21 protein-coding genes are annotated in these 22,198 nt (G+C 43.4%); 12 read left to right on the top strand and 9 right to left on the bottom strand.

What is annotated here, in order from left to right:
• Positions 1–4: 4 nt before the first annotated feature.
• The 4 genes from V6M43_RS15875 (at position 5) to V6M43_RS15860 (ending at position 4,290) form a co-directional block, all read left to right on the top strand.
• Positions 5–1,894 (top strand): ABC transporter ATP-binding protein, encoded by a 1,890-nt coding sequence (locus tag V6M43_RS15875; RefSeq protein WP_332736946.1) that lies wholly within the window; start codon positions 5–7, stop codon positions 1,892–1,894.
• A 96-nt stretch (positions 1,895–1,990) separates the two neighbouring features.
• Positions 1,991–2,767: an MlaE family ABC transporter permease gene (locus V6M43_RS15870; protein WP_039128199.1), complete on the top strand. Its 777-nt coding sequence runs from the start codon at positions 1,991–1,993 to the stop codon at positions 2,765–2,767.
• Positions 2,768–2,770: 3 nt separating this feature from the next.
• Complete coding sequence (locus V6M43_RS15865) at positions 2,771–3,505, top strand: ABC transporter ATP-binding protein (RefSeq protein WP_332736944.1); 735 nt, start codon at positions 2,771–2,773, stop codon at positions 3,503–3,505.
• A gap of 8 nt (positions 3,506–3,513) precedes the next feature.
• On the top strand, positions 3,514–4,290 hold the full coding sequence (locus tag V6M43_RS15860; protein WP_332736942.1) for an MlaD family protein: 777 nt from the start codon (positions 3,514–3,516) through the stop codon (positions 4,288–4,290).
• 3 nt (positions 4,291–4,293) lie between these two features.
• On the opposite strand, the gene V6M43_RS15855 is transcribed toward V6M43_RS15860, so the two are convergent.
• A complete protein-coding gene (locus V6M43_RS15855) occupies positions 4,294–4,830 on the bottom strand; it encodes a hypothetical protein (protein WP_332736939.1) in 537 nt (178 codons plus the stop codon).
• 186 nt (positions 4,831–5,016) lie between these two features.
• Between V6M43_RS15855 and V6M43_RS15850 the strand changes: the two genes are divergently transcribed.
• Both V6M43_RS15850 and V6M43_RS15845 read left to right on the top strand, forming a co-directional pair.
• Complete coding sequence (locus tag V6M43_RS15850; RefSeq protein ID WP_332736937.1) at positions 5,017–6,195, top strand: DUF1624 domain-containing protein; 1,179 nt, start codon at positions 5,017–5,019, stop codon at positions 6,193–6,195.
• Between the two features lie 83 nt (positions 6,196–6,278).
• Positions 6,279–6,479 carry a hypothetical protein gene (locus V6M43_RS15845; protein WP_039128185.1) on the top strand — a complete coding sequence of 67 codons (201 nt, stop codon included), beginning with the start codon at positions 6,279–6,281 and terminating at the stop codon, positions 6,477–6,479.
• Between the two features lie 3 nt (positions 6,480–6,482).
• Here V6M43_RS15845 and V6M43_RS15840 read toward each other — a convergent pair whose 3' ends face one another.
• Positions 6,483–7,460, bottom strand: a complete 978-nt coding sequence (locus V6M43_RS15840; RefSeq protein WP_332736935.1) for an ABC transporter ATP-binding protein — start codon at positions 7,458–7,460, stop codon at positions 6,483–6,485.
• 88 nt (positions 7,461–7,548) lie between these two features.
• Between V6M43_RS15840 and proB the strand changes: the two genes are divergently transcribed.
• Both proB and V6M43_RS15830 read left to right on the top strand, forming a co-directional pair.
• The gene (gene proB / locus V6M43_RS15835; RefSeq protein ID WP_039128178.1) at positions 7,549–8,583 is read left to right on the top strand and encodes a glutamate 5-kinase; all 1,035 of its coding nucleotides are present in this window, start codon (positions 7,549–7,551) and stop codon (positions 8,581–8,583) included.
• A gap of 11 nt (positions 8,584–8,594) precedes the next feature.
• Positions 8,595–9,833 (top strand): glutamate-5-semialdehyde dehydrogenase, encoded by a 1,239-nt coding sequence (locus V6M43_RS15830; protein ID WP_332736932.1) that lies wholly within the window; start codon positions 8,595–8,597, stop codon positions 9,831–9,833.
• A 6-nt stretch (positions 9,834–9,839) separates the two neighbouring features.
• Here the strand turns inward: V6M43_RS15830 and V6M43_RS15825 are convergent, their stop codons facing one another.
• From V6M43_RS15825 to V6M43_RS15815, 3 genes are read right to left on the bottom strand one after another with little or no spacing between them, the layout of a single operon-like run.
• Entirely contained in the window at positions 9,840–10,124 is a 285-nt protein-coding gene (locus V6M43_RS15825) for a hypothetical protein (protein ID WP_332736930.1), read from the bottom strand.
• A gap of 5 nt (positions 10,125–10,129) precedes the next feature.
• Positions 10,130–11,197, bottom strand: a complete 1,068-nt coding sequence (locus V6M43_RS15820; RefSeq protein WP_332736928.1) for an NADH:flavin oxidoreductase/NADH oxidase — start codon at positions 11,195–11,197, stop codon at positions 10,130–10,132.
• Between the two features lie 10 nt (positions 11,198–11,207).
• On the bottom strand, positions 11,208–11,891 hold the full coding sequence (locus V6M43_RS15815) for an arylesterase (RefSeq protein WP_332736927.1): 684 nt from the start codon (positions 11,889–11,891) through the stop codon (positions 11,208–11,210).
• Positions 11,892–11,947: 56 nt separating this feature from the next.
• Here V6M43_RS15815 and V6M43_RS15810 point away from each other — a divergent pair, with 56 nt between their 5' ends.
• A complete protein-coding gene (locus V6M43_RS15810; RefSeq protein ID WP_332736925.1) occupies positions 11,948–12,655 on the top strand; it encodes an ABC transporter ATP-binding protein in 708 nt (235 codons plus the stop codon).
• Entirely contained in the window at positions 12,652–15,198 is a 2,547-nt protein-coding gene (locus tag V6M43_RS15805; protein WP_332736923.1) for an ABC transporter permease, read from the top strand. The genes V6M43_RS15810 and V6M43_RS15805 overlap by 4 nt, the downstream gene beginning before the upstream one ends.
• 1 nt (position 15,199) lies before the next feature.
• Here the strand turns inward: V6M43_RS15805 and V6M43_RS15800 are convergent, their stop codons facing one another.
• Genes V6M43_RS15800 through V6M43_RS15790 form a run of 3 tightly spaced genes read right to left on the bottom strand, consistent with a single transcriptional unit; the run spans position 15,200 to position 17,745 of the window.
• Complete coding sequence (locus tag V6M43_RS15800) at positions 15,200–16,093, bottom strand: EamA family transporter (RefSeq protein WP_332736922.1); 894 nt, start codon at positions 16,091–16,093, stop codon at positions 15,200–15,202.
• Between the two features lie 3 nt (positions 16,094–16,096).
• On the bottom strand, positions 16,097–16,771 hold the full coding sequence (rpiA, locus tag V6M43_RS15795; protein WP_332736920.1) for a ribose-5-phosphate isomerase RpiA: 675 nt from the start codon (positions 16,769–16,771) through the stop codon (positions 16,097–16,099).
• Positions 16,772–16,782: 11 nt separating this feature from the next.
• Positions 16,783–17,745 carry a 3-keto-disaccharide hydrolase gene (locus V6M43_RS15790; RefSeq protein ID WP_332736918.1) on the bottom strand — a complete coding sequence of 321 codons (963 nt, stop codon included), beginning with the start codon at positions 17,743–17,745 and terminating at the stop codon, positions 16,783–16,785.
• 141 nt (positions 17,746–17,886) lie between these two features.
• Here V6M43_RS15790 and V6M43_RS15785 point away from each other — a divergent pair, with 141 nt between their 5' ends.
• Entirely contained in the window at positions 17,887–18,399 is a 513-nt protein-coding gene (locus V6M43_RS15785) for a TlpA family protein disulfide reductase (RefSeq protein WP_332736916.1), read from the top strand.
• Entirely contained in the window at positions 18,396–19,604 is a 1,209-nt protein-coding gene (locus V6M43_RS15780) for an exo-alpha-sialidase (RefSeq protein WP_332736914.1), read from the top strand. Before V6M43_RS15785 ends, V6M43_RS15780 begins: the two co-directional genes overlap by 4 nt.
• Positions 19,605–19,619: 15 nt before the next feature.
• On the opposite strand, the gene V6M43_RS15775 is transcribed toward V6M43_RS15780, so the two are convergent.
• The gene (locus V6M43_RS15775) at positions 19,620–22,115 is read right to left on the bottom strand and encodes a prolyl oligopeptidase family serine peptidase (protein ID WP_332736912.1); all 2,496 of its coding nucleotides are present in this window, start codon (positions 22,113–22,115) and stop codon (positions 19,620–19,622) included.
• Positions 22,116–22,198: the final 83 nt, after the last annotated feature.

The following is a 22,198-nucleotide window of genomic DNA, read 5'->3' as shown; positions in this document are numbered from 1 at the left end:
CAGTATGGCAGGCGGAAGAAGAAGAGGCAGCGGCAGTAATGATAAAGATGATAGCCCCAAAGCAAAGATCAATAAGGAAAATATCCGCCAGGCCATGGTACTCTTCAATTACCTCAGGCCATATAAGGGAAAATTCATCCTAAGCCTTGTTTTTATTGCACTTTCAGCATTTACTACCAGCCTGTTTCCTCTATTTCTTGGCAAAATGATAGATGCTGCCGCACCGGGAACAACAACTGTTCCTACGACCGGATCAACTTCTATGATGCCCTTCGGCGAGCAATTAAGAAATCTTAACTGGGACCTTAACACAACGCTTCTTCTCATCTTTATACAACTAGGCTTCCAGATGCTCTTCTCCTATATGCGCGTTTACCTCTTAACCGAAGTTGGCGAGCGTTCTCTTGCCGGCATGAGAAAGGATGTTTACAGTAAGTTGCTTACTATGCCTATGAGTTATTTCTCTGAGAAGAGAGTAGGTGAACTCAGCAACAGGATCTCATCCGACCTCTCTCAGATCCAGGACGCTATATCATTTACATTGGCAGAATTTCTGAGAGGGATATTCACGCTGGTGATAGGACTGGTATTTATCTTCTGGATCAGTACCAAGCTTGCCCTGGTGATGCTTGCGGTAGTTCCACTGATAGCAATATTGGCCGTATTATTTGGCAAACGCATTCGAAAAATGGCCCGGAGAGCGCAGGACCAGCTGGCAGAAAGTGGCACTATAGTGCAGGAAACTTTCCAGGGTATCACCGTCGTGAAAGCCTTTACCAGCGAGTACCATGAAATTTCGCGTTATGTGAAAAGCATTTCTGCCGTTGTAGACACAGCTATCAGCAATGCCCGTTACCGGGGTGCCTTTATTTCCTTTATGATATTCAGTGTATTTGGCGCCATCGCTTTTGTGATGTGGTATGGTGTCAATATGATCAGAAGCGGCGAATTAAGCCTTGGCTCTCTTACTATGTTCGTAATCTTCTCCATGTTTGTTGGGGGAACCTTTGCCGGTTTTGCCGATATCTTCTCGCAGCTTCAGAAAACCCTTGGCGCAACAGAAAGCATCCGTGAGATCCTGCGCAGTGAGGGTGAGCCTGTTTCGCTGGAAGACGCAGGAGCACCTGAACATATTCTCCATGGGAATGTTCGTTTTGATCATGTGGCTTTTAGTTATCCCGGCCGCAAAGACATTTCGGTTTTGAAGGATCTTAACCTCTCAGTAGCCAAAGGCCAGCAGATAGCTATTGTTGGACCCAGTGGGGCCGGCAAAACTACAATTGCTTCCCTCCTTTTGCAGTTCTATAAACCCAACGCAGGCGTACTTTATTTTGATGATAAACCAGCGGAGCAATATCCCCTTACTCAATTAAGACAGCAGATGGCTTTTGTTCCTCAGGAGGTTTTGCTCTTTGGCGGTAGCATCCGCGAAAATATTGGGTATGGCAAACCTGGTGCTACTGATGAAGAGATCCGTGAAGCAGCTGAACGCGCCAACGCTCATGAGTTCATCTCCCGGTTCCCGGAAACATACGAAACCATCGTGGGAGAAAGAGGCATCAAATTAAGCGGTGGCCAGCGCCAGCGGATAGCCATCGCCCGTGCCATCCTGAAAGATCCCGCCATCCTCATCCTTGATGAGGCCACTTCGTCTCTCGATAGTGAAAGTGAGCAGCTGGTTCAGGAAGCGCTGGAAAACCTGATGAAAGGCCGCACATCCTTTGTGATTGCCCATCGGCTATCTACCATCCGCAATGCAGACAGGATCGTGGTGCTCGATAAAGGCCGAATCAGTGAAAGCGGTACCCACCAGGAACTGATGCTCCAAAATGGCCTATATCGTAAATTAAATGAGATGCAGTTTGAATTCGGCGTTGAAACACAGTCGTTGTAGAATTTATTCCCCAGTAAAAATGGGATTTAAGATATTTCACGCATTATAATGATGGCAGGGCTTTGGCAATAGGGGTCTAACCAAGCAGGCCAAATAATGTCATTAACCCAACACCTAAATTTCAGGAATACCCTTATTGCCATGGGCGAACAGGGAATCTTCCTTCGATCCTTTTTCAGGAATCTCCTGCGGGAAGAGTTCGAATTTGAAGAATTCGCCCGCCAGTCCTATACCATCGGTTTCCGTTCGATAGGTATTTGCGCCTTAACAGGATTTATTCTCGGTATAGTATTAACACTTCAATCTCAACCTACACTTAAAGAATTCGGAGCAGAAAGTTATATACCGAGTATGGTATCTGTTTCTATCATTCGGGAAATAGGTCCGGTGATCATTGCCCTTATTTGTGCTGGAAAAATCGCCTCCAGTATTGGTGCAGAACTCGGAAGCATGAATGTAACCGAGCAAATTGATGCCATGGAAGTATCCGGGGCAAATCCTGTTAGCTTTCTTGTTGTGCCAAGAATACTTGCCTGCACATTAATGATTCCGCTACTCACCATTTTTGCAGATGCAATGGCATTGGTAGGAGGATTTACCGCCGCTGCGCTCTCCGGCGATATGACCATCAAATTATATTTTACCAAGGCCATTTCAAGCCTTGCTTTTTCTGATGTTTTCCCTGCATTTATCAAATCAATCATGTTCGGATTTAGTATAGGTTTTGTGGGATGCTTTATAGGATTTAATTCTAATAAAGGAACAGAGAGCGTAGGACTGGCAGCAAATTCATCAGTTGTTACAGCATCAATCTGGATAATAGTAATAGACGCCATCGTGGTACAGGTCACCAACTCATTAATATACTCCTAAGCCATGAACCAGGAAGCGATCATAGAAATAAAAGGACTCAAAAAAAGCTTCAACGGAAAGGAGGTATTAAAGAATATCAACTTAACCGTCAGGAAAGGAGAGAATGTGGTAGTGCTGGGAAAATCCGGACAAGGCAAATCAGTAACCATTAAATGCATAGCCGGACTGCTCGACCAGGATGAAGGCGATTGCCTGGTGTTTGGCAGGGAGGTAAAAGAGATGGATGATCAGGAACTTAAGGGGCTAAGAAGCAAACTCGGATTTCTATTCCAGGGAGCTGCGCTTTACGATAGTATGACAGTAAGAGAGAATCTTGCTTTTCCCCTTAAGAAGGTTTTGAAAATAAAAGACAGAAAAGAGATAAGGGAACGCTCTCTTGAAGTGCTCGAAGCGGTTGGATTAGCAGATGCTATTGATAAGATGCCTTCTGATCTTAGTGGGGGGATGCGCAAAAGGCTGGGACTGGCTCGTACACTTATAGTAAGGCCCGAAATCATGTTGTATGATGAGCCCACAACAGGTTTGGATACAATTACCTCAAAAGAAATCAGTTACCTGATGTTAGAAATGCAAAAAAGATATAAGACCACATCATTGATCATCACCCATGATATCCCCTGTGCAGAACTGACTGCCGACCGGATCCTGGTTTTGGATGAAGGAGAGATAATTGCTGAAGGAACTTATGATGAACTCTACCATTCAGATGATGAATTTATAAGATCATTTTTTAAATAATTAAGTGCATGAAAATATCTACAGAACAAAAAATAAAAACAGGAACCTTCGTTGCAGTGAGCCTGGGCCTGCTACTGGTGTTAATCTTCCTAATCGGGAAACAACAAAACCTGTTCGGAAATAAAATAAATGTATTTGCCGACTTCAAGAATATTGCCGGAACAAGAGAAGGTAATTATGTAAGGTTTGCGGGAATCAATATCGGAACAGTTGACCAGATCAGGATCATTAATGACACGACCGTTCGGCTTATGTTAACTCTCGAAAAAGAAATGCAGCCTTATATTAAAGCTGATGCAGTTGCCAGCATTGGATCAGATGGTTTAATGGGTGATAAACTAATTATGATATCACCCGGTGATTCAGCCACAGTTCCTGTAAAAGATGGTGCAGTGATACAATCGGTTAATCCAATGGATATGGATAAGGTGATGAATAATATTAGTCTGATTTCGGAGAATGCAGCAGATCTTACGGATGGACTTGCCAATATTGTCGGCAGAATTGATGACGGCGAAGGAAGTCTGGGCCGTTTATTGAATGATGATAAGCTGGCAGTTAAACTGGAAGGTGCTATTGATCAGACAAAACAAACAGTTGGCACAATCAAGAAAACAGCCAGCACCGCCAATGAGACATTGGAAGCGGCACAGGGGTCTTTCTTATTGAGAGGTCATTTCAAAAGAAAGGAAAGACAGCGTATAAAGGATTCCATAGCCAATGCTAAGGAACAAAAAAAGGAGGCTCAGAAAGAAGCCGAACCTGACAATAAGAAAAAGGATTAATTATTAAAGAACCTTTAGCCTGAAGCTGCCATTCGTAATAGTTACCTTTTCAGCCATAGGATCAGCTTCAAGGTAAAAATCACCACTGAAACTTCCCTGAATAATATTGTCAGATACCGAGGTAATGATCAGCTCAAATTTATTTGGCAGGTTCATTCCCATCCTTTCAGCTTCTGCAGATAATGTTGTCCCGGATTGATAGTCCTTCTCCTGTGCTGGAATATTATAACTACCAATTACTTCGAATTCATCTCCTGAATCATTATAGGCACCAGCTGTGATTTGTTTTTTTGAGGGAAGATTTATAATTACAAATCCTGCAGTTCTTGAATCCTGGGAATTATTCTCATAACCTCCGGCCATAAGAGCAGCAAAATCTCCATTAATCTCCCATTGGGCAAATGCATTGGTATTAAATGCTACCTTTTGACCATTGACAGTTGCATTGAAATAGTATTGAGGATTAGAACTATCACTGCTTTTAGAGCATGAAAAAAACATGATAGAGAAAAGTACTGGCAGGAATAGAAAACGATTCATGGTTAAGGTTTGGGAATCAATATAATAAATTCTTTCGCTAACTGCAAGGCTTGGGAGATTAAGTGTCTGACAAACGTTAGGTGGACGTTCGAACATATGACCAGGTCACGTTGTTCCTGGGTGACGTTAAAAGTGGTTTCAAATCTATTTTTATTTTTATATAGTTTTATACCACTTCATTAATACATGGAAAAATCTAAGAGGATACAATCAATCGACATTCTTCGGGGTATTGTAATGATAATTATGGCCCTCGACCATACAAGGGATTTCTTTCATCATTCAGCTATGACAGCAGATCCCCTGGCGCCTGCATCAACTACTTATCCGCTTTTCTTCACAAGATGGATAACGCATTTCTGCGCACCAGTTTTTGTTATGCTATCAGGCATATCCATCTATATATCATCCCAAAATAAAACCAGGGCAGAGGCCAGTGCCTCCATGTTCAAAAGGGGCCTCTGGCTCATTATTGCCGAAATCACGCTTGTTACTTTCGGCATAACCTTCAATCCTTTCTTTAATGTAATAATTCTACAGGTGATCTGGGCAATCGGATTCAGCATGATACTGCTTTCCTTAATCAGCAGAATATCATTCAAGGCTGTTTTATTTTCTGGAATCATTTTGTTCGTAGGACATAATATGCTTGATTATGTTACAGCTCCTCAAACCGGTGCGGCGGGAGCCTTATGGAATATCTTTTTCAGGGCCTTTGGATCGGCAATTCCCATTTCCTCAACCCACATCATACTGACACTATATGCTATATTACCATGGACCGCAGCAATGTTTATCGGTTATGCATTGGGGTATTGGTACAATGCAGGTTATTCTGGCAGCAGAAGAAGAAAAAATCTTTTAATAACCGGATCAGTGATGACAATTGCATTTTTTCTGCTACGGTTTATCAATGGGTATGGTGACCCCTCTCCCCGACTAACAAATGGCAGCTTTCCACACGACCTTTTCTCGTTTCTAAATACCAGCAAATACCCACCGTCATTAATGTATCTCTGTATGACCCTGGGACCCTCATTAATTTTACTATCTATCTGGGAGAAAACAAATACCGCGTGGAGCCGTTTTGTAAGTGTGTATGGAAAGGTTCCTTTTTTCTATTATATTTTACATTTCTATCTTATCCATCTGTTCCTCATTATACTCTTCTTTAGTTCAGGCTATGGAATAAAAGATATCAGCAGTCCCGGACTTCCATTTTACTTCCGCCCCCTGAATTTCGGCTACGACCTATGGATCGTTTATGTGCTGTGGATAGTTATTGTACTTCTTTTATATAAGCCCAGCCAATGGTTTGGACGCTATAAAGCCCGGAACAATTACTGGTGGCTGAAGTATATATAAGCGTGCCTTTCATCGAAAACCAAATCAATTGCACAATAATAAATAAGGTATTTTGTTAATAAGGGAGACAAAAAAAATCCGTCATGGTAACCCTACGTACCCTGTTGTTATCAGCCATTAAGAATGCGCTGTTCATCTGGGGCACCACTCTTGTGGCGCTCACTTATTTCGGCAACAATCACCCGCTTGATCAGAAAATGTATCTCTACCTGTTTGGCGCATCGCTGATCAGTTTACATTTTGTACTCAGATCCATAAAAAGATCTGCCTACACTCCATCCTGAGAATCAGGGCATCCCAATAGATCCCCGGTTTAGGGAAACAGTAACGGCATCTCCTTTGATCAAACCGTTAATAGCTGTTTTCACCACAATGGATTGAGATTCAAGCTGGATATCCAACTCATAGGTGTCTCCCAAAAAGGACACCTTTTTTATTTCCCCCTTTACACTATTAATAGTGCCTTGATTCAAACTGAACTGCCCGGGGCGTAACATTGAAAAATCACCATCTTGCGATGACTTATTATTATATCCAAGTGCTATTGATGTTTCAGTATTCAGCACATTGAATTTACCAAAGAGTGCAGCCACATAAGCATTGGCGGGGTGATGATAAATTGTTTCGGGATCAGCCCGTTGGATGATACTGCCATCATGCATAACCATAATTTCTTCGGCCCATGATAAAGTATCGGCAGCATCATGTGACACTAGTATACAGGAAACACCCAGGTGTTCCCCGATATCTTGCACAACTGCTTTCATAATCTGCTTATGTATCGTATCAAGATTAGAGTATGGTTCATCCAGCAGCAATAGATCAGGAGAGGTGACGAGGGCTCTTGCCATCGCTATACGTTGACGTTCACCTCCTGAAACCCGGTCAGTTTTACGTTTGAGCAAATGTTCTACCTGGCATATCTCAAATATTTTCCGGGCATGTGGTGGGTCGAGTTTACTGGCAATCTCGAGTATCTCTTCAACCCTGTAATTGTTTCGTAGTTCAAAATGCTGTGAGAGATAAGCAATCTGCGGATGGCCAGGTATCAATCTCTCCAATGGGCCATCCACTTTTTTATCATGGAAGAATACGCTACCCTCATCGGGCTGAACCAGTCCGGCAATTATCTTCATTAGAGTGCTCTTACCTGAACCGGTTTCACCTGCAAGGGCCAACTTCCGGTTGCCCGGAACCGAAAACTCAATATCCTTTAAGATAAATATATCCTGATCTTTCTTACTTATACCAAACACCTGTAGCATACTGCAATTTACAAAGCATCGGGGGCCGAACCCCCATGGTGTAGTTTATTTATTACATTATCTTGCAAACAAACCAAGCAAGCAAGCAATGTTAAGGGAAGTCTTAGTTATTAAATTAGGGACTGCCGTAATAACTAACCAGGAAGGAAATATCGATACTTCAGTTATCAAAAAAGTGGCTGCGGAAATTGCAGCACTAAGCCAGCAATTCAATATTGTACTGGTTTCCAGTGGTGCGGTAGGTAGTGGCAGGAAATTTCTGCACAATTATAAAGGAACATTATCGGAGCGAAAAGCTGCCGCGGCAGTAGGCAACCCGATACTTATTCAAATGTATCATAAGTATTTTAGTGTCCATGGTATTACGGTGGCACAGGCACTTTGTGAAAGGGTGCATTTCTCGAGCAGGAAACAGTTTCTGCAACTCCGTGAAACCTTTGCCACTTTCTGGGATAATAAAATTATCCCGGTTGTAAATGAAAATGATCTTGTCAGTAATGTGGAGATTAAGTTTTCAGACAATGACGAACTCGCAACGCTTATTGCAATTGGTTTTGATGCCAGTAACCTCGTGCTCTGTACTTCTGCAGGCGGCTTATTGGATGACAAGAAAAATATCATTACCCGTATAGAAAAAGTTGATGCGTCAGTGTTACAGTATGTTCGAACAGATACCAGTGGCCCGGGACTTGGCGGCATGTTGTCTAAACTGACCTTTACCCGTTTAGCAACTTCCCTTGGTATCAATGTTATGATCTGTGGATTGAAAGGTCGGCACCCAATTTCGGATGCGCTTGAGGGTGATAATGGCTCCTATTTCCTGGCAAAAAAATCCAATCTACGGGCGAGGCAGAAATGGCTTGCAAGTGGTTCAGTAACACTGGGAACCATCCATGTAGATAAAGGTGCTGCGAGGGCTCTACAGGGAAGGAAAAGTCTTTTAACCATTGGCATAACAAAAGCCGAAGGAAAATTCGTAGCGGGTGAGGTGATACAGATCATGGATGAAACCGGCGAGATCCTGGGTGTTGCGAAAACCCGGCTGGAAGCCTCCAGCATCAATGATCAACTAAAAGAAAAGAATGTGATCGCAGCGCATGCAGATGATATTGTATTATTCTAACAAAAAGAAGAATGACTGTTTTAGGAAATATAAAAAAGACTCACGCTGCTTCTGGGAGTCTGCTGTCAGTGCCTGATATCCAGCTAAGGAAATTGTTACGCTCGCTGGCAGATGAACTGAATAATTCAATCCCGGCAATATTAAAAGCAAATGCAAAAGATCTTGCTAAACAATCAGCGGATAATCCCAGGATAGATCGCCTTATGCTGGATGAAAAAAGAATTCGTGCTATAGCCGCCAGTATCAGGAATATTGCAAAACTGCCAGATCCATCCGGAAAAATATTGGAAAAAAAGACTTTGCACAACGGACTTAAACTGGAAAAAATAGCGGTGCCCCTGGGTGTTGTAGGTGCGATATATGAATCGAGGCCTAATGTAACCTTTGATATTGCAGCCCTTTGCCTGCGAAGCAGAAATGCATGTGTACTGAAAGGAAGCAATGAAGCAGATCATACCAATAAAGCAGCCGTTGGACTGATAAAAAAGGTGCTTAGGAGTTATGGTATGGACGCTGATCTTGTTACCCTCCTTCCACCAGACAGGGAGGTTGTAGAGGTAATGTTTACTGCTACCAAATACCTCGATGTGCTTATTCCAAGAGGATCTGATGGCCTTATAAGGTATGTGAGAAAGCATTCCCTGGTACCTGTAATTGAAACAGGAGCAGGTGTTTGCCATATATATGTAGAATCAAAAGCAAATCTAAGCAAGGCTTTAGAGATAGTGGTAAATGCGAAAACCTCCAGGCCGTCTGTATGCAATGCTGTTGATACTATATTGGTAGATAAAAAAATTGCCTCTGGATTTTTGAAGAAACTTGCCCCCCTGTTTGCCGCAAAAGAAGTGGAGATTTTTGCTGGTAAGCCAGAAACTGTTTTATTGAAGGGATATCCTTTTCTTACACCAGCCACTACAGCAGATTATGGTCGCGAGTTCCTAAGCCTCAAATGTGCCATAAAGGTTGTAGATGGTATTGAAGAAGCTCTAAATCATATTGCTACCTACTCTACTAAACATTCTGAATCCATTTTATCGGAAGACAAAAAAGCCTGCGAATATTTTATCCGAAATGTAGATTCTGCAGTTGTATATTCAAATGCATCCACCCGTTTTACAGATGGAGAGGTGTTTGAACTTGGTGCGGAAATTGGCATTTCCACACAGAAGCTGCATGCCCGCGGACCCTTTGCATTAGAAAAACTTGTAACAGAAAAATGGATTGTTCGTGGTAGCGGACAAATAAGATAATTATAATCACAGAAATCTTTTCACCAATAATTCCCATTCTTCTTGGGTGGAATATTCCGGCATTTTTTCTCCTGCCTTATCATACCAAAACCCCGCATTCCACTTATCACCCTCCACACGGTGAAGATAGGCATGCAATATTGCAGCATCCTTTCCCGGCAGGTCCTGTATAAGCTCGTGTGCCTTCTCCCAATTATCATTACCTGCATACCAAAGTGATTGCAGATAAACAGAAATTCCTTCCGGCATCTGATTATCCTGGATAGTTGTAAGAAACTGCATAAGGTCCATAGTAATTATTTTTTAAACCTTGCTCTTAAGTACTGCTTTGGCCACTGATGCTCAGCATCTAATTCATTTGAAGCATAGTACACAAAATGCGGATTGCGCAACATCTCCCTTGCAAGGAAAACAAGATCAGCCTTACCTTCCCTGATTATTGATTCAGCCTGCTTTGCTTCTGTGATCAATCCAACTGCCCCCGTCATAATACCTGTTTCACGCACGGCTTCTGCAAAACGTACCTGGTAGCATGGTTGCAGGGGAATTCTTGCACTGGCATCATTTCCACCCGAAGAACAATCTATCAGATCAACACCTTTCTCTTTAAGGATCGTGCCGAGCCTAACAGAATCGTTGATCGTCCAGCCACCCTCTACCCAATCAGTTGCGGAGATCCTGACGAACAATGGAAGTGATTTCGGCCAAACTTTCTGCACAGCTTCTACAACCTCCAGCAATAAGCGAATACGGTTATCAAAAGATCCACCATACTCATCGGTTCGTTGATTACTCAACGGTGAAAGGAACTCATTCAATAAATATCCATGTGCAGCATGGATCTCAACAATTTTAAATCCGGCTTCCAGCGCCCTTTGAGTGGCCTTGCTAAAATCCTCTACCACTTTTAGTATACCTGCATTATCTAAGGCAATGGGTGGAACTTCACCCTCGCTGAATGGGATAGCACTTGGCGCTACTGTTGACCATCCGCCTTCATCTTCCTTTAACTGGGCAGCACCTTTCCAGGGTAAATCATGAGATGCTTTTCTGCCCGCATGCGCCACTTGAATACCAGGTATTGCTCCATGTTGCTCAATAAAACCTGCGATACGTTTCAGCATATCAATATGTTCATCATGCCAGATACCCAAACAACCCGGCGTAATCCTGCCTTCGGGTGATACACCTGTAGCCTCTACGAAAACAAGAGCAGCGCCGCCAACTGCCATAGCACCGAGATGTACCAGATGCCAGTCATTGGCGAATCCATCCGTCGCTGAATACTGGCACATAGGTGACACCACTACCCTGTTTCGCAACGTAAGGCCCTTGATAGTTAAAGGAGAAAATAATGAAGACATGTTTATTATATTAAAGTATCGGTTGGATATATTTCCAAACTTCATCGGCTACTATCTTATAACCCTCTGCCGTTGGATGTATGCCGTCTCCCTGGTTCAATTCAGGATTACCCCCAACACCTTCTAAAAGAAACGGTATCAAGGTCATTTGATTCTTCCTGGCAATGTCCGAATATATAGCATGGAACTCTTTAGCATAAGCTGCCCCCATATTAGGAGGAACATGCATACCCGCAAGCACCAATTTCACATCCGGATATTTTGATTTCACCTGGTCTATGATGGCCTGCAGGTTTTGTTTGGTTTCCTTAACCGGGATACCACGAAGTCCATCATTAGCACCAAGCTCAAGAATAAAAACATCGATCTTTTGACGCAATAACCAATCAATTCGTGTTTTGCCACCCGAAGTGGTTTCGCCACTTAATCCACCATTGATCACTTTATAAGGCAGCTTAAGCGAATCAATTTTTATTTGAATCAGTGCAGGAAAAGCTTCCACCGGGTCAAGCCCATATCCTGCCGTCAGACTATTGCCAAAAAAGAGGATGGTCTTTAATGAATCAACGGGCTCGGCAACCTTTTCAGTTGCTTTCTGGTTATCATCCGGAGCCTTGTCCGCAGCATTGCCACAAGCACCTATGGTTGAAATAATCAGCAGTGATAGCAGGTATATTAACAATGTTCTCGTCATCAACTGTTGTATTAAATGATAAATTAGCGCAATATTATTAAAGAATAAGGATGTTTATGCCCGAAACAATACTAGAAACAGCACATTTAAGTAAAACATATGAAGGGGCGGGAAGATCGACTACTGTATTAAAAGATGTTAACTTCTCCGTTGAGGCAGGCGCCACCATGGCAATCGTGGGGCCATCGGGCAGTGGAAAATCAACTTTACTTGGTTTATGTGCGGGACTTGATCGCAGCAGTGAAGGGACCGTTCACCTCAATAATATACTCCTTAATAATCTCTCTGAAGATGAACTGGCAAGGATCAGGAACCAGTATGTTGGATTTATCTTCCAGAATTTCCAGCTGTTACCAACCCTCACTGCACTTGAAAATGTTATGGTTCCATTAGAATTGAGAGGAGAAAAGAATATCCGGAGCAGGGCACTTGCCCTCTTAGATAAAGTTGGTCTCAAAGAAAGGGTGCAGCACTACCCTTCCCAATTATCGGGCGGTGAACAACAGCGGGTATCCATAGCCAGGGCCTTTTCAACACAACCAAAAATATTGTTTGCTGACGAACCCACTGGAAATCTTGACGCAGAAACAAGTGAGAAGATCATCCGCTTATTATTTGACCTCAACCAGGAAGCCGGCACAACTCTTATAATCGTTACTCATGACCTGGAACTGGCCGCCCGCACAGGCAGGATCATAAAACTCAGGGGAGGTTCCATCATTTCTGACCAGGAGACCTTCATCAACAATGATCTTACCTTATGAGCCAGTACAGTAACAAAGGACGATTGAATTTTGCCTGGCTCTTCCGCATGGCATGGCGCGATAGCAGAAGGAGCAGATCAAGACTGCTGCTTTTTATATCCTCCATCATACTAGGTATTGCAGCGCTGGTTGCTATTTATTCACTGCGATATACAGTTCAGGGGGATATCGACAAACAGGCAAAGGAATTGCTGGGAGCTGACCTTGTGATTGAAGCCAATAAACCAGCGGGAGACGCATTGCAACCATTACTTGACTCTATCGGCGACCAGAAAGCTACTGAACAAAGTTTTGCATCGATGGTCTATTTCCTTCGCACAGGAGGAACAAGACTGGTACAGATAAGGGCGGTGGAAGGTAATTATCCTTTTTATGGAAGCATTCGAACCAACCCGGTAAATGCAGCTAAAACATACCAGGCAGCGCAACAGGCCTTGGTTGACAAAACCCTTATGCTTCAATACCAGGCGAAACTGGGGGATTCAATAAAGGTCGGTGAACTAACTTTTACAATTGCAGGTGAGATTGATAAGGTACCAGGTAAAACCGGATTCTCTGCAGCTGTTGCCCCAGGTATATTTATCCCTTTACGCTATTTGGCTGCAACAGGCTTATCGCAGCGCGGCAGCCGGATCAACTACAGCTATTATTTCAAATACGATAACCCTGTTGATATAAATGCGCTCGTAGAGAAAATTGAGCCACGCATTGAAGATGCAGGATTTGATATTGATACAGTGGAAGCTGCAAAAAACAATACAGGCAATTCTTTCGAAGATTTTACCTCCTTCATGAACCTGGTCAGTTTTATTGCACTGTTACTTGGATGTATCGGCGTTGCTAGTGCCATCCATATATATATCAGGGAAAAACTGAACTCCATTGCAGTGCTCCGCTGCCTCGGTGCTACAGGAAAGCAAGCGTTCCTGATTTATCTTATACAGGTTAGTTTGCTGGGACTACTTGGTTCAATAGCGGGAACTATTGCCGGAACCGCCATTCAATTTTTGTTACCGGCCGTATTGGAAGATTTCCTTCCGGTTGATATCACCATGCAGATCTCCTGGAAAGCAATTGCACAAGGCATATTTGTTGGATTACTGATCTCGGTTCTATTCTCCTTGTTACCACTATTATCCATCAGAAATATAGCCCCGCTGAATACACTTCGGATAACAGAAACAAAGAACAGGTTTTTACGCGATCCTTTGCAGTGGCTGGTTTACCTGCTGATCCTCGCATTCGTTCTTGGCTTTAGCTGGCTTCAGATGAATAACTGGATGCAGGCCGTTGTTTTCACAATTGGTGTGCTGGCCGCCTTTGGAATTCTTGCAGGTATGGCATGGCTTATCATGTGGGTAACCAGGAAGTATTTTCCTGAATCATGGAGCTATTTGTGGCGACAGGGATTTGCGAATCTATTCCGTCCCCATAACCAAACAGTGATACTGGTTGTTGCTATTGGACTGGGAACAACATTTATCTGCCTGCTGTTTTTTGTTCAGCACCTGCTCACTAATAAGGTAGCGCTCTCATCAAGCGAAAACCAACCCAACATGGTGATCTTTGATATACAACCAGAACAGAAGGAACCGATTGCCGCCATCACCCGCAAGTTTAATTTACCTGTTATCCAGGAAGTTCCAATAGTAACCATGCGTATTGAGGAGATTAATGGTATTACTGCTACCATGGCAAGGCAGGATAGTACATTAGACCTTCCACGCTGGGCATTTGAAGGGGAAGTGCGTTCTACCTACCGTGATAGTTTAACCGATACTGAAACGTTGCTGGAAGGAAAATTACAAACTGTAGCACCATCTGTTACAGATGTTCGCATATCCATGGAAGATGGCTATGCTAAACGCCTGCATGTGGGGGTTGGGGATACTATTGTATTCAATGTGCAGGGAGCATTAGTATCTACTGTTGTGGGAAGTCTGAGGAAGGTGGACTGGAACCGCGTGCAAACCAATTTCAGGGTTATCTTCCCAAAGGGTGTACTTGAATCTGCTCCTAAATTTCATGTGCTTATTACCAGGGTACCATCAAAAGAATTATCTGCATCATTCCAGCGTGCCGTGGTGAGTGCTTATCCAACAGTATCTATGATTGACCTGGGATTAATCCTCAGCGTGGTAGATGATATACTCTCCAAAATTGCTTTCGTCATAAGGTTTATTGGTGGCTTCAGCATTGCTACAGGATTGGTGGTGTTGATTGCATCCATCCTTATCAGCAAATATCAGCGCATACAGGAAACTGTTCTATTAAGGACTCTTGGTGCCAGTCGCAGGCAGGTGCTTACAATTACTGCATTGGAATATTTCTTTTTGGGTGCACTCGCTGCCATTACAGGAATATTGCTGGCACTGGCCGGAGGGTGGGCTCTTGCAGTATTCAGTTTCAAAACAGTGTTTGCCCCGCCGGTTTTGCCTACATTATTGATCTTCCTGAGTATATCAGCACTCACGGTGATGATAGGTTTATTCAATAGCAGGAGTATTCTGAACGCACCGCCCAAGACTGCAGATATTATCTGAGTTATGCAGTCTTACGATTGATGAGTACTACGCTGGCGAGTATCACCACCAGGGCTATCATTTGTATAAGTGATATGTTTTCATTTATAAAAACAATCCCAAGGACCACTGCGATCACCGGGTTAACATAGGCATGTGTTCCTACCTGTGCTGCGGGCCTTACTGATAATAAAAATACATAGGAAAGATATCCGATTACCGATCCGAATATGATCAGGTAAAACAATGCCAGCCATGCCTGCAGGGAAACATCAGCAAATGAAAAAGAAGTAAGCGAGTCGAGGAATGGACTCAAACAGAAACTGAATAAACCTGCTGCGAGTAATTGTATACTGGCACTCACCGTCACATCCTGGTTGGGAGAATTATACTTCGTATATAGCGAACCGATAGTCCACATAATGGTTCCGGCAATGATCACCAGAATTCCGAGGGACTTCATATATCCCTCTTTGGTTTGTGTTGCATCCATGGCATTGGATCCAAATAATAGGATGATGCCGGCGAAACCCAGCAAAACACCCAGAATAATAAGCCTGTTGGAAAAATAAAGTGGCCATTGTTTCCGATCCAGTATAACAAACCAGATAGGCAGGGCAGATACAAGTATAGCGGCTAGTCCCGATGGTATATATTGTTGTGCCCATAATACTGAACCACTGCCTCCAACAAGCATCATTATACCACCTAATGCATTCACCAGGATGTTCTTTCGGGGTGGTAATGGGTAACCTTTGAAGAAAGATAATCCCAATAATATCATACCTGCTGCAGTAAATCGTAAAGCTGACATAAGGTAAGGCGGAATACTGCCCAATCCAAAATAGGCGGCCAGGTAGGTTGAGCCCCATATCAGGTAAATCGCTGTAAATGCAAGGAAAATTTTAAGCTTCACATACTAAATTGACACTGTAAATACCTTTCCATCTAATTGCCCAATAATAGCTGTATCCGCCATATTCAGGAACAGGCCATTATCTACAACACCTGTTATATTATTCAGATGGCTATGCAATGCAGGAGCATCGTCAATCCGGTTAAAATGACAATCCAGCAAATAGTGTCTGTGGTCGGTAATAAAGGGTTTACCATCCTTCATTCTTAAAACCACTTTAATGCCGTAGGTATTTTCAATGACCATTTTTACGGCCTTGTATCCAAATGGGATCACTTCTACGGGAAGTGGATGGCGGCCTAACTGCTCTACACATTTGGATTCGTCGGCAATGATTATATATTTCTTTGAAACAAATGCTACCATTTTTTCCTGCAGTAATGCACCACCACCACCTTTGATCAGTTGTAATTCCTTATCAATTTCATCGGCGCCATCCACCGTAAGATCAATAGTAGAAACATCATCCATTGGTAAGATGGGTAAATCAAATTGCTGCAGAATCACTGCTGTTGCTTTTGATGTGGGGATGGTGGCAAAGTCTGTTCCCTGCTGGAAAAGCTTTACCAATTCCTGGATAAAGTAGGCCGCAGTAGAGCCTGTTCCCACACCAATGATCATCCCATTTTTCACATAGGATGCTGCTTCCTGGGCTGCTTTATGTTTGGGGTTGATCATTTTATGATGGACTAACGGCCGGGAGTAATCGTAATTTTGCGGAATTCAATAGGACCATGATCACCCTGTATCATGATAGGGCCGGGTTCTCCTTCCCTGCTATCGAGTGCGCCACCTGTAATACCGGGTATCTCCTGGTTACAAACAACCTGCTTGCCATTCAGAACGATGGTAACCATCCTGCCAACAAGGGTTATATCATAGGTCTGCCATTCACCGGCATCTTTGGCCGGCATATCACTTGGTTTGATAAAACCATATACGGCACCCAGCAGATCTTTCTGCGGATCCTTGCCCTTACTGTCTTCTATCTGCACTTCATACCGGCCGCGAAGATACAGGCCACTGTTACTCCCCTTGGGGCAACGGAACTCAGCATGCAGCTTAAAATCATTGAAGGTTTTTTCGGTAACCAGGTTGGCACCGGAACGCGGACTTTTCAAAACACCCGACTCCACTACCCACTGGTTATCTCCCATGGCACGCCAGCCATCAAGGTTCTTTCCGTTGAAAAGCTGCAAAGGCTCACCCCAAACAACGTCTTTATCACGATGGAGAGAAGGTGCCCTGCGACCACTCCATTTATAGGATTTACCATTGGCAGCAACCAAGGTACCAGCCAGGCTATCGCCCTGCAAACTTGCTTCAAAGGATAAGTCATTGTCTTCTTCTTCCCACTGTGGTGGAATGGTAAAGCTCATCTTGCCATCCTTGAAATTGATTTTTGAAATCGGCCTCGCACTGCCTGAAATACCTACATAATGACCAATTAACCGCTTGGTTCCTGAATGGAAAACTTCCAGCCAGGATGGATAAACTTTCCCATCATCATAAATAGTAATATCCCAACGCCCTTCAATACCAGGAGCTGGCTGTTGTTCGGGAGGTGTATTGGCGGCTAAAGGAGATGCACAATTGTTGAATAAGGCAACTACTAAAAGTAGTAATGCTGGTACTAACGGAAACCTTCTCATATGGGGGCAATTAATGTATATTAAAATTAAGCGAAATGACAGGTTATCAGCAATATATTTTATGATGATTAACAGGATCGGCCACCGCATATATAATTTGCATAATTTGCCCGTTTAATCCAACCTGGTATAATGATTAAAATGAGAACCTTTCTATATTCGGGACTATTTATCACATGTTTCTGCCTCTTTATGATGGCCGCCTGTAATGAAAGGCCAGGGCAGGACAAATCAAGTACGGCACAGAATTCCATTACCCAGATCCGTCTAACGGATATGAATAATCAACCAATTGATTTATCCGCCTATAAAGGGAAACCATTATTCATTAATATATGGGCCACCTGGTGCAAACCCTGTTTGAAGGAAATGCCCTCCATTGAAAAAGCGCAGGAACTGATCGGAAAAGAAAATATGATCTTCCTTCTTGCAAGCAATGAAAATATGGACCAGATCAAAGAATTCATCCAGGAAAATAAATACAACTTCACTTATACTAGGGTTGAGAATGCAGAGTCACTGGGAATAGAGGCACTACCCACCACGCTAATCTTTGATGCCAATCACCAACTGGTATTTTTTGAGCCGGGATACCGGAAATGGGATGATGTCAACAACCTTGATTTACTCCGTAAAACCATCGCCGGAAAATGAAAAAGATATTGATTGGATTGCTGCTCACAACTATCATGGTTTCCTGTGGCAATGAGAAACAAAATGAAAATACCGGTGGTCCTTTAAAATTAATGGCCCTGCCCTCTCCTGCTGATTCACTATCGGCAGAGCCGTTTTTATTTGCCGGTAAAAAAGGAAGCGTTTATCTCTCCTGGATCGATCGCTCAGGGGATTCCAGCAAACTTATGTTTTCGGTATTGGAGGGAGATAAATGGTCCGCGCCAAAACTAATTGCTAAGGGAAAAGATTGGTTCGTTAACTGGGCCGACTTCCCCATGCTGGCATCGGACGGTAATGGCAATATGATAGCTCATTTCCTCCGGAAAAGCGATAGCAGCACCTTTGCCTATGATGTTAAGATCACAACATCTGCAGATGGTGGAAACGAATGGTCCTCACCCTTAACCCTGCACGATGATGGCAAAAAAGCAGAACATGGTTTTGTTTCAATGGCAGCTTACGAAAACGGATATTTTATTTCCTGGCTCGATGGCCGGAATGCATCCATGGAAGGCCATGAGGGCCATGATGGTCATCACGGAGAAATGACAGTAAGGGGAGCTCATGTTGATAGGTCAGGTAAGAAGATGAATGAATGGGAACTCGATGCACGCACCTGTGATTGTTGCCAGACAAGCACTTCTATCACCGCAAATGGTCCCGTTGTAATTTATCGTGATCGCACTGCAGATGAAGTGAGAGATATGTCAATAGTGAGAATGGTAGATGGAAAATGGACCAGTCCCCGAACAATTTATCCGGATAATTGGAAAATAAGCGGGTGCCCGGTTAATGGGCCTGCATCGGCAGCAAAAGGTAATAACCTCGCCATTGCCTGGTATAGTGCAACTGATAAAAACGCACAGGTCAAATTGATATTTTCTAAAGACGGCGGGGCAAGTTTTGAAAAACCCATCCGGATCGATGAAGGCAAAGCCATCGGTCGGGTTGATCTTGTAATGATGGATGATTCCAGCGCTATGGTAAGCTGGATGGAAGGCGCTGCCATCAAAGCGGTGCAGGTATTTGCAAATGGAAAAAAAGGTGATGTACACACCATTGCGACTTCCACAGAATCCAGATCCAGTGGATTCCCGCAAATGGTTCGGTCGGGTGATGGACTCCTGTTTGCGTGGACTGACGACAACGCGAAAACAATTCGCGTTGCCGCATTAAGGAAATGACAAGTGGCCCTGTTGTTACTTACCTTCTGCAATATTTGACCTGGTAAGTTTCCAGTTATTATCAAAAAAACCAGCCAGCTTAATTTCTGATGGACCATTTTTTAGCATGTCCAAACTATAGATCATAAAATCAGGGAAGCCGCTGGCACCAGCAAAATATTGATTGGCATTTGCCGCATTCATTCCCTTCAACCCAGTACCGGTTACAACACCAACACTGGCAAAAGAGGAATTCTCCAGCGGCCAAACGAAGTAGGCGCTCAGGTCATCGCCGGTCCAGGTTTTGTCCCCAGCCTGTATTTGATTTCTTTTAACCTGGATGGGTGAGTTCAATAGCATCTTATTCCAGGCGCTGTTGGTGCTTGCATTCCCAAAAAGGATCACACCCCTGTCCTTATATCGCGTAGGATCAAAATCCTTATCAGCAATTATCTCAACTGCTCCATTGCCGCGGTAGTACCATGTTTCGGCATCATAAATCGCTTTGTTATAACTCCATTCATTTTCTTGTTTGTTGCCGGTTGTGCCATACACAAAAATCATGTTGTAGTTAAAGGCATCTTTGAATGTGCCATTCCTGATGGGGTTCTTCTCTTGCGCCGTTGGAAATCCTCCTAAGACCCAAATGTTATTTTCCTTTTTAAGGATCACAGTATCATTTGCGGAGGTGGTTGAATACTTTATCAGCTGGCTGTCAAGCATGATATTCACAGTAGCGCCTTTCCCAAAATTGGCGAGACCAAATTGAATCAACTTTGCATTTTCAGTAGTTCCTGTTATAGTTTTTCCGCTGTTACTTCTTTTAAGTTGGATCCGGCTATAGCGTAGTGGAAACAGTTGTTGCAGAATAGAAGCCCAGCGATAGGATGAAGATATACCTGGATTTGCCGTGCTGAAATCAATTGTATTAACGGCAGTGTCCACAGCAATCTTGTGCCACTTGAAATAGTCGAATATATAGGGCCAGTCAACGCTCTCACTTCCTATCCAATGTTCGCCACCCGGGTATTCATAGTAGTTATAATCACTATGAAAATCAGCCAGCACCTTTCTCATTTGCCTGGCATAGGTAACAGGAACAACGCGGTCGGCATCACCATGCATTATATAAATACCTAAAGATTTATAGTTGGTGGCAAGTTTTATTACGTCGCTTTGGTTGCTGGAACGCAGTAGCATTTGTTCAGCAGGTGAATTACTGCTATCTGGAATTAGTCCATCAGCCGAGCCATATCCTTTCAGCGTGGGATAACCCGCGCAAGGTGCGATAGCCGCCCATTTATCGGGATAGGTTGCTCCGAGGAACCATGTACCATGTCCACCCATTGAATGACCCGTGAGATAAATATGCTGTGGATCCGGTTTGAATTTTTCCTTTGCCATGGCAAGTACTTCCAGTGCATCAAGCCGGCCCCAGTCTTCCCAGTTAAATCCACGAGGTCGTCGGTTAGTAGCGGCAACCAGTGTTCCCCAATCCTTGGATTGGTAAGCCCTGGCCTGTCCAAGTGCTTCAACTCCCGCCCCATGAACAGACAGGAATAAGGCATTACCAGAATCTTTTGATGCAGGCAATTGGGGTGTTACTGCATAGTATTGCAGGCTGCCATCAATATTGCTGGTGAAGGTGACACTATACTTATCGATCGGCTCAACACACTCAATTTTTATGGTAGATGTATCAATGAGTTTTTGCTTTTCAAATAGTGAAACACTGCAATCATTCCATCCTTTCTCGGTAATACCACTCGCATCAAACCTGAATTTCACCTTCCTTGTAGTCATGGGAGGAACCGGGGGTAGCGTGGATTTAATCTCCTTCCCTCCCATTGAGGTTTTTAATTGAAGGGTGGATAATGTTTTTGAACTTGTATTGATTACAACGATGGCAGCTTCCAGATTGCTATTGTCCTTTCCTTTAATGACGGAAGGTAGTGTGAGATCATCGGAAGCCAGTGAAACTGCTTTGCCGGGAAAGATAAGATCTGCTGAGATATTTGTGCCTCTTACATATAGTTCGTTCAATCCTTTTCTTAAGCTCACCGGAATATGCATATAACCTGAGTTATATGGATCGCCCATATGCGGAATACCATTGAAATAAACCCCGCTGTTGCCCCTTATATTAAGTATTGCAGACTGCTCTTTTGGTGAAGTATAGGTAAGATAGATATAACCCGTTCCACGGTCGACCCTGTTGGGATTTCCAAAAGTGTTACCCCTCGCAATCGCCTGCCACTGTCGGGTCAGGAACCTGTTGGCACTATCAGCTTTGATCGCCTGCCAGCGTTGGGTGTCCCCTTTTTCCGTGATGTCAAAAAGAGCCCCGGCTGCGGGTTTGGCTAGCGTATTATTATAGAGTTTCCAGGCCAGCAGGTCGGTATATACCGCCTCACGACCGTAGCGACTTCCTGAGTTGATCAAAAGAGCCTCAGTAAAATGATGGACTGTTTGGGAATAACATTGAAGTGCAGAAACAAGGAAGGCAACGAAAAGAAATGATTTATTAAGCATTAGACTTTCTTTGACGATTTGATAAATATACTAACGCAGAAATATAATAGGCATGCTATTCATTTTACCACGCTGACATAAAG

The organism is Flavihumibacter sp. (assembly GCF_036676075.1).
In the GTDB taxonomy this organism is placed as follows: Bacteria; Bacteroidota; Bacteroidia; order Chitinophagales; family Chitinophagaceae; genus Flavihumibacter.
This window is presented reverse-complemented; position numbering and strand designations above follow the sequence as displayed.

Coding starts and splice junctions, on each gene's coding strand:
- V6M43_RS15825 (WP_332736930.1), bottom strand. CDS start 10,124: ATGGACCTTATGCAGTTTCTTACAACTATCCAGGATAATCAGATGCCG.
- rpiA (WP_332736920.1), bottom strand. CDS start 16,771: ATGATCAACCCCAAACATAAAGCAGCCCAGGAAGCAGCATCCTATGTG.
- V6M43_RS15850 (WP_332736937.1), top strand. CDS start 5,017: ATGGAAAAATCTAAGAGGATACAATCAATCGACATTCTTCGGGGTATT.
- proB (WP_039128178.1), top strand. CDS start 7,549: ATGTTAAGGGAAGTCTTAGTTATTAAATTAGGGACTGCCGTAATAACT.
- V6M43_RS15855 (WP_332736939.1), bottom strand. CDS start 4,830: ATGAATCGTTTTCTATTCCTGCCAGTACTTTTCTCTATCATGTTTTTT.
- V6M43_RS15875 (WP_332736946.1), top strand. CDS start 5: ATGGCAGGCGGAAGAAGAAGAGGCAGCGGCAGTAATGATAAAGATGAT.
- V6M43_RS15865 (WP_332736944.1), top strand. CDS start 2,771: ATGAACCAGGAAGCGATCATAGAAATAAAAGGACTCAAAAAAAGCTTC.
- V6M43_RS15780 (WP_332736914.1), top strand. CDS start 18,396: ATGAAAAAGATATTGATTGGATTGCTGCTCACAACTATCATGGTTTCC.
- V6M43_RS15860 (WP_332736942.1), top strand. CDS start 3,514: ATGAAAATATCTACAGAACAAAAAATAAAAACAGGAACCTTCGTTGCA.
- V6M43_RS15815 (WP_332736927.1), bottom strand. CDS start 11,891: ATGACGAGAACATTGTTAATATACCTGCTATCACTGCTGATTATTTCA.
- V6M43_RS15870 (WP_039128199.1), top strand. CDS start 1,991: ATGTCATTAACCCAACACCTAAATTTCAGGAATACCCTTATTGCCATG.
- V6M43_RS15790 (WP_332736918.1), bottom strand. CDS start 17,745: ATGAGAAGGTTTCCGTTAGTACCAGCATTACTACTTTTAGTAGTTGCC.
- V6M43_RS15775 (WP_332736912.1), bottom strand. CDS start 22,115: ATGCTTAATAAATCATTTCTTTTCGTTGCCTTCCTTGTTTCTGCACTT.
- V6M43_RS15785 (WP_332736916.1), top strand. CDS start 17,887: ATGAGAACCTTTCTATATTCGGGACTATTTATCACATGTTTCTGCCTC.
- V6M43_RS15810 (WP_332736925.1), top strand. CDS start 11,948: ATGCCCGAAACAATACTAGAAACAGCACATTTAAGTAAAACATATGAA.
- V6M43_RS15830 (WP_332736932.1), top strand. CDS start 8,595: ATGACTGTTTTAGGAAATATAAAAAAGACTCACGCTGCTTCTGGGAGT.
- V6M43_RS15820 (WP_332736928.1), bottom strand. CDS start 11,197: ATGTCTTCATTATTTTCTCCTTTAACTATCAAGGGCCTTACGTTGCGA.
- V6M43_RS15840 (WP_332736935.1), bottom strand. CDS start 7,460: ATGCTACAGGTGTTTGGTATAAGTAAGAAAGATCAGGATATATTTATC.
- V6M43_RS15845 (WP_039128185.1), top strand. CDS start 6,279: ATGGTAACCCTACGTACCCTGTTGTTATCAGCCATTAAGAATGCGCTG.
- V6M43_RS15805 (WP_332736923.1), top strand. CDS start 12,652: ATGAGCCAGTACAGTAACAAAGGACGATTGAATTTTGCCTGGCTCTTC.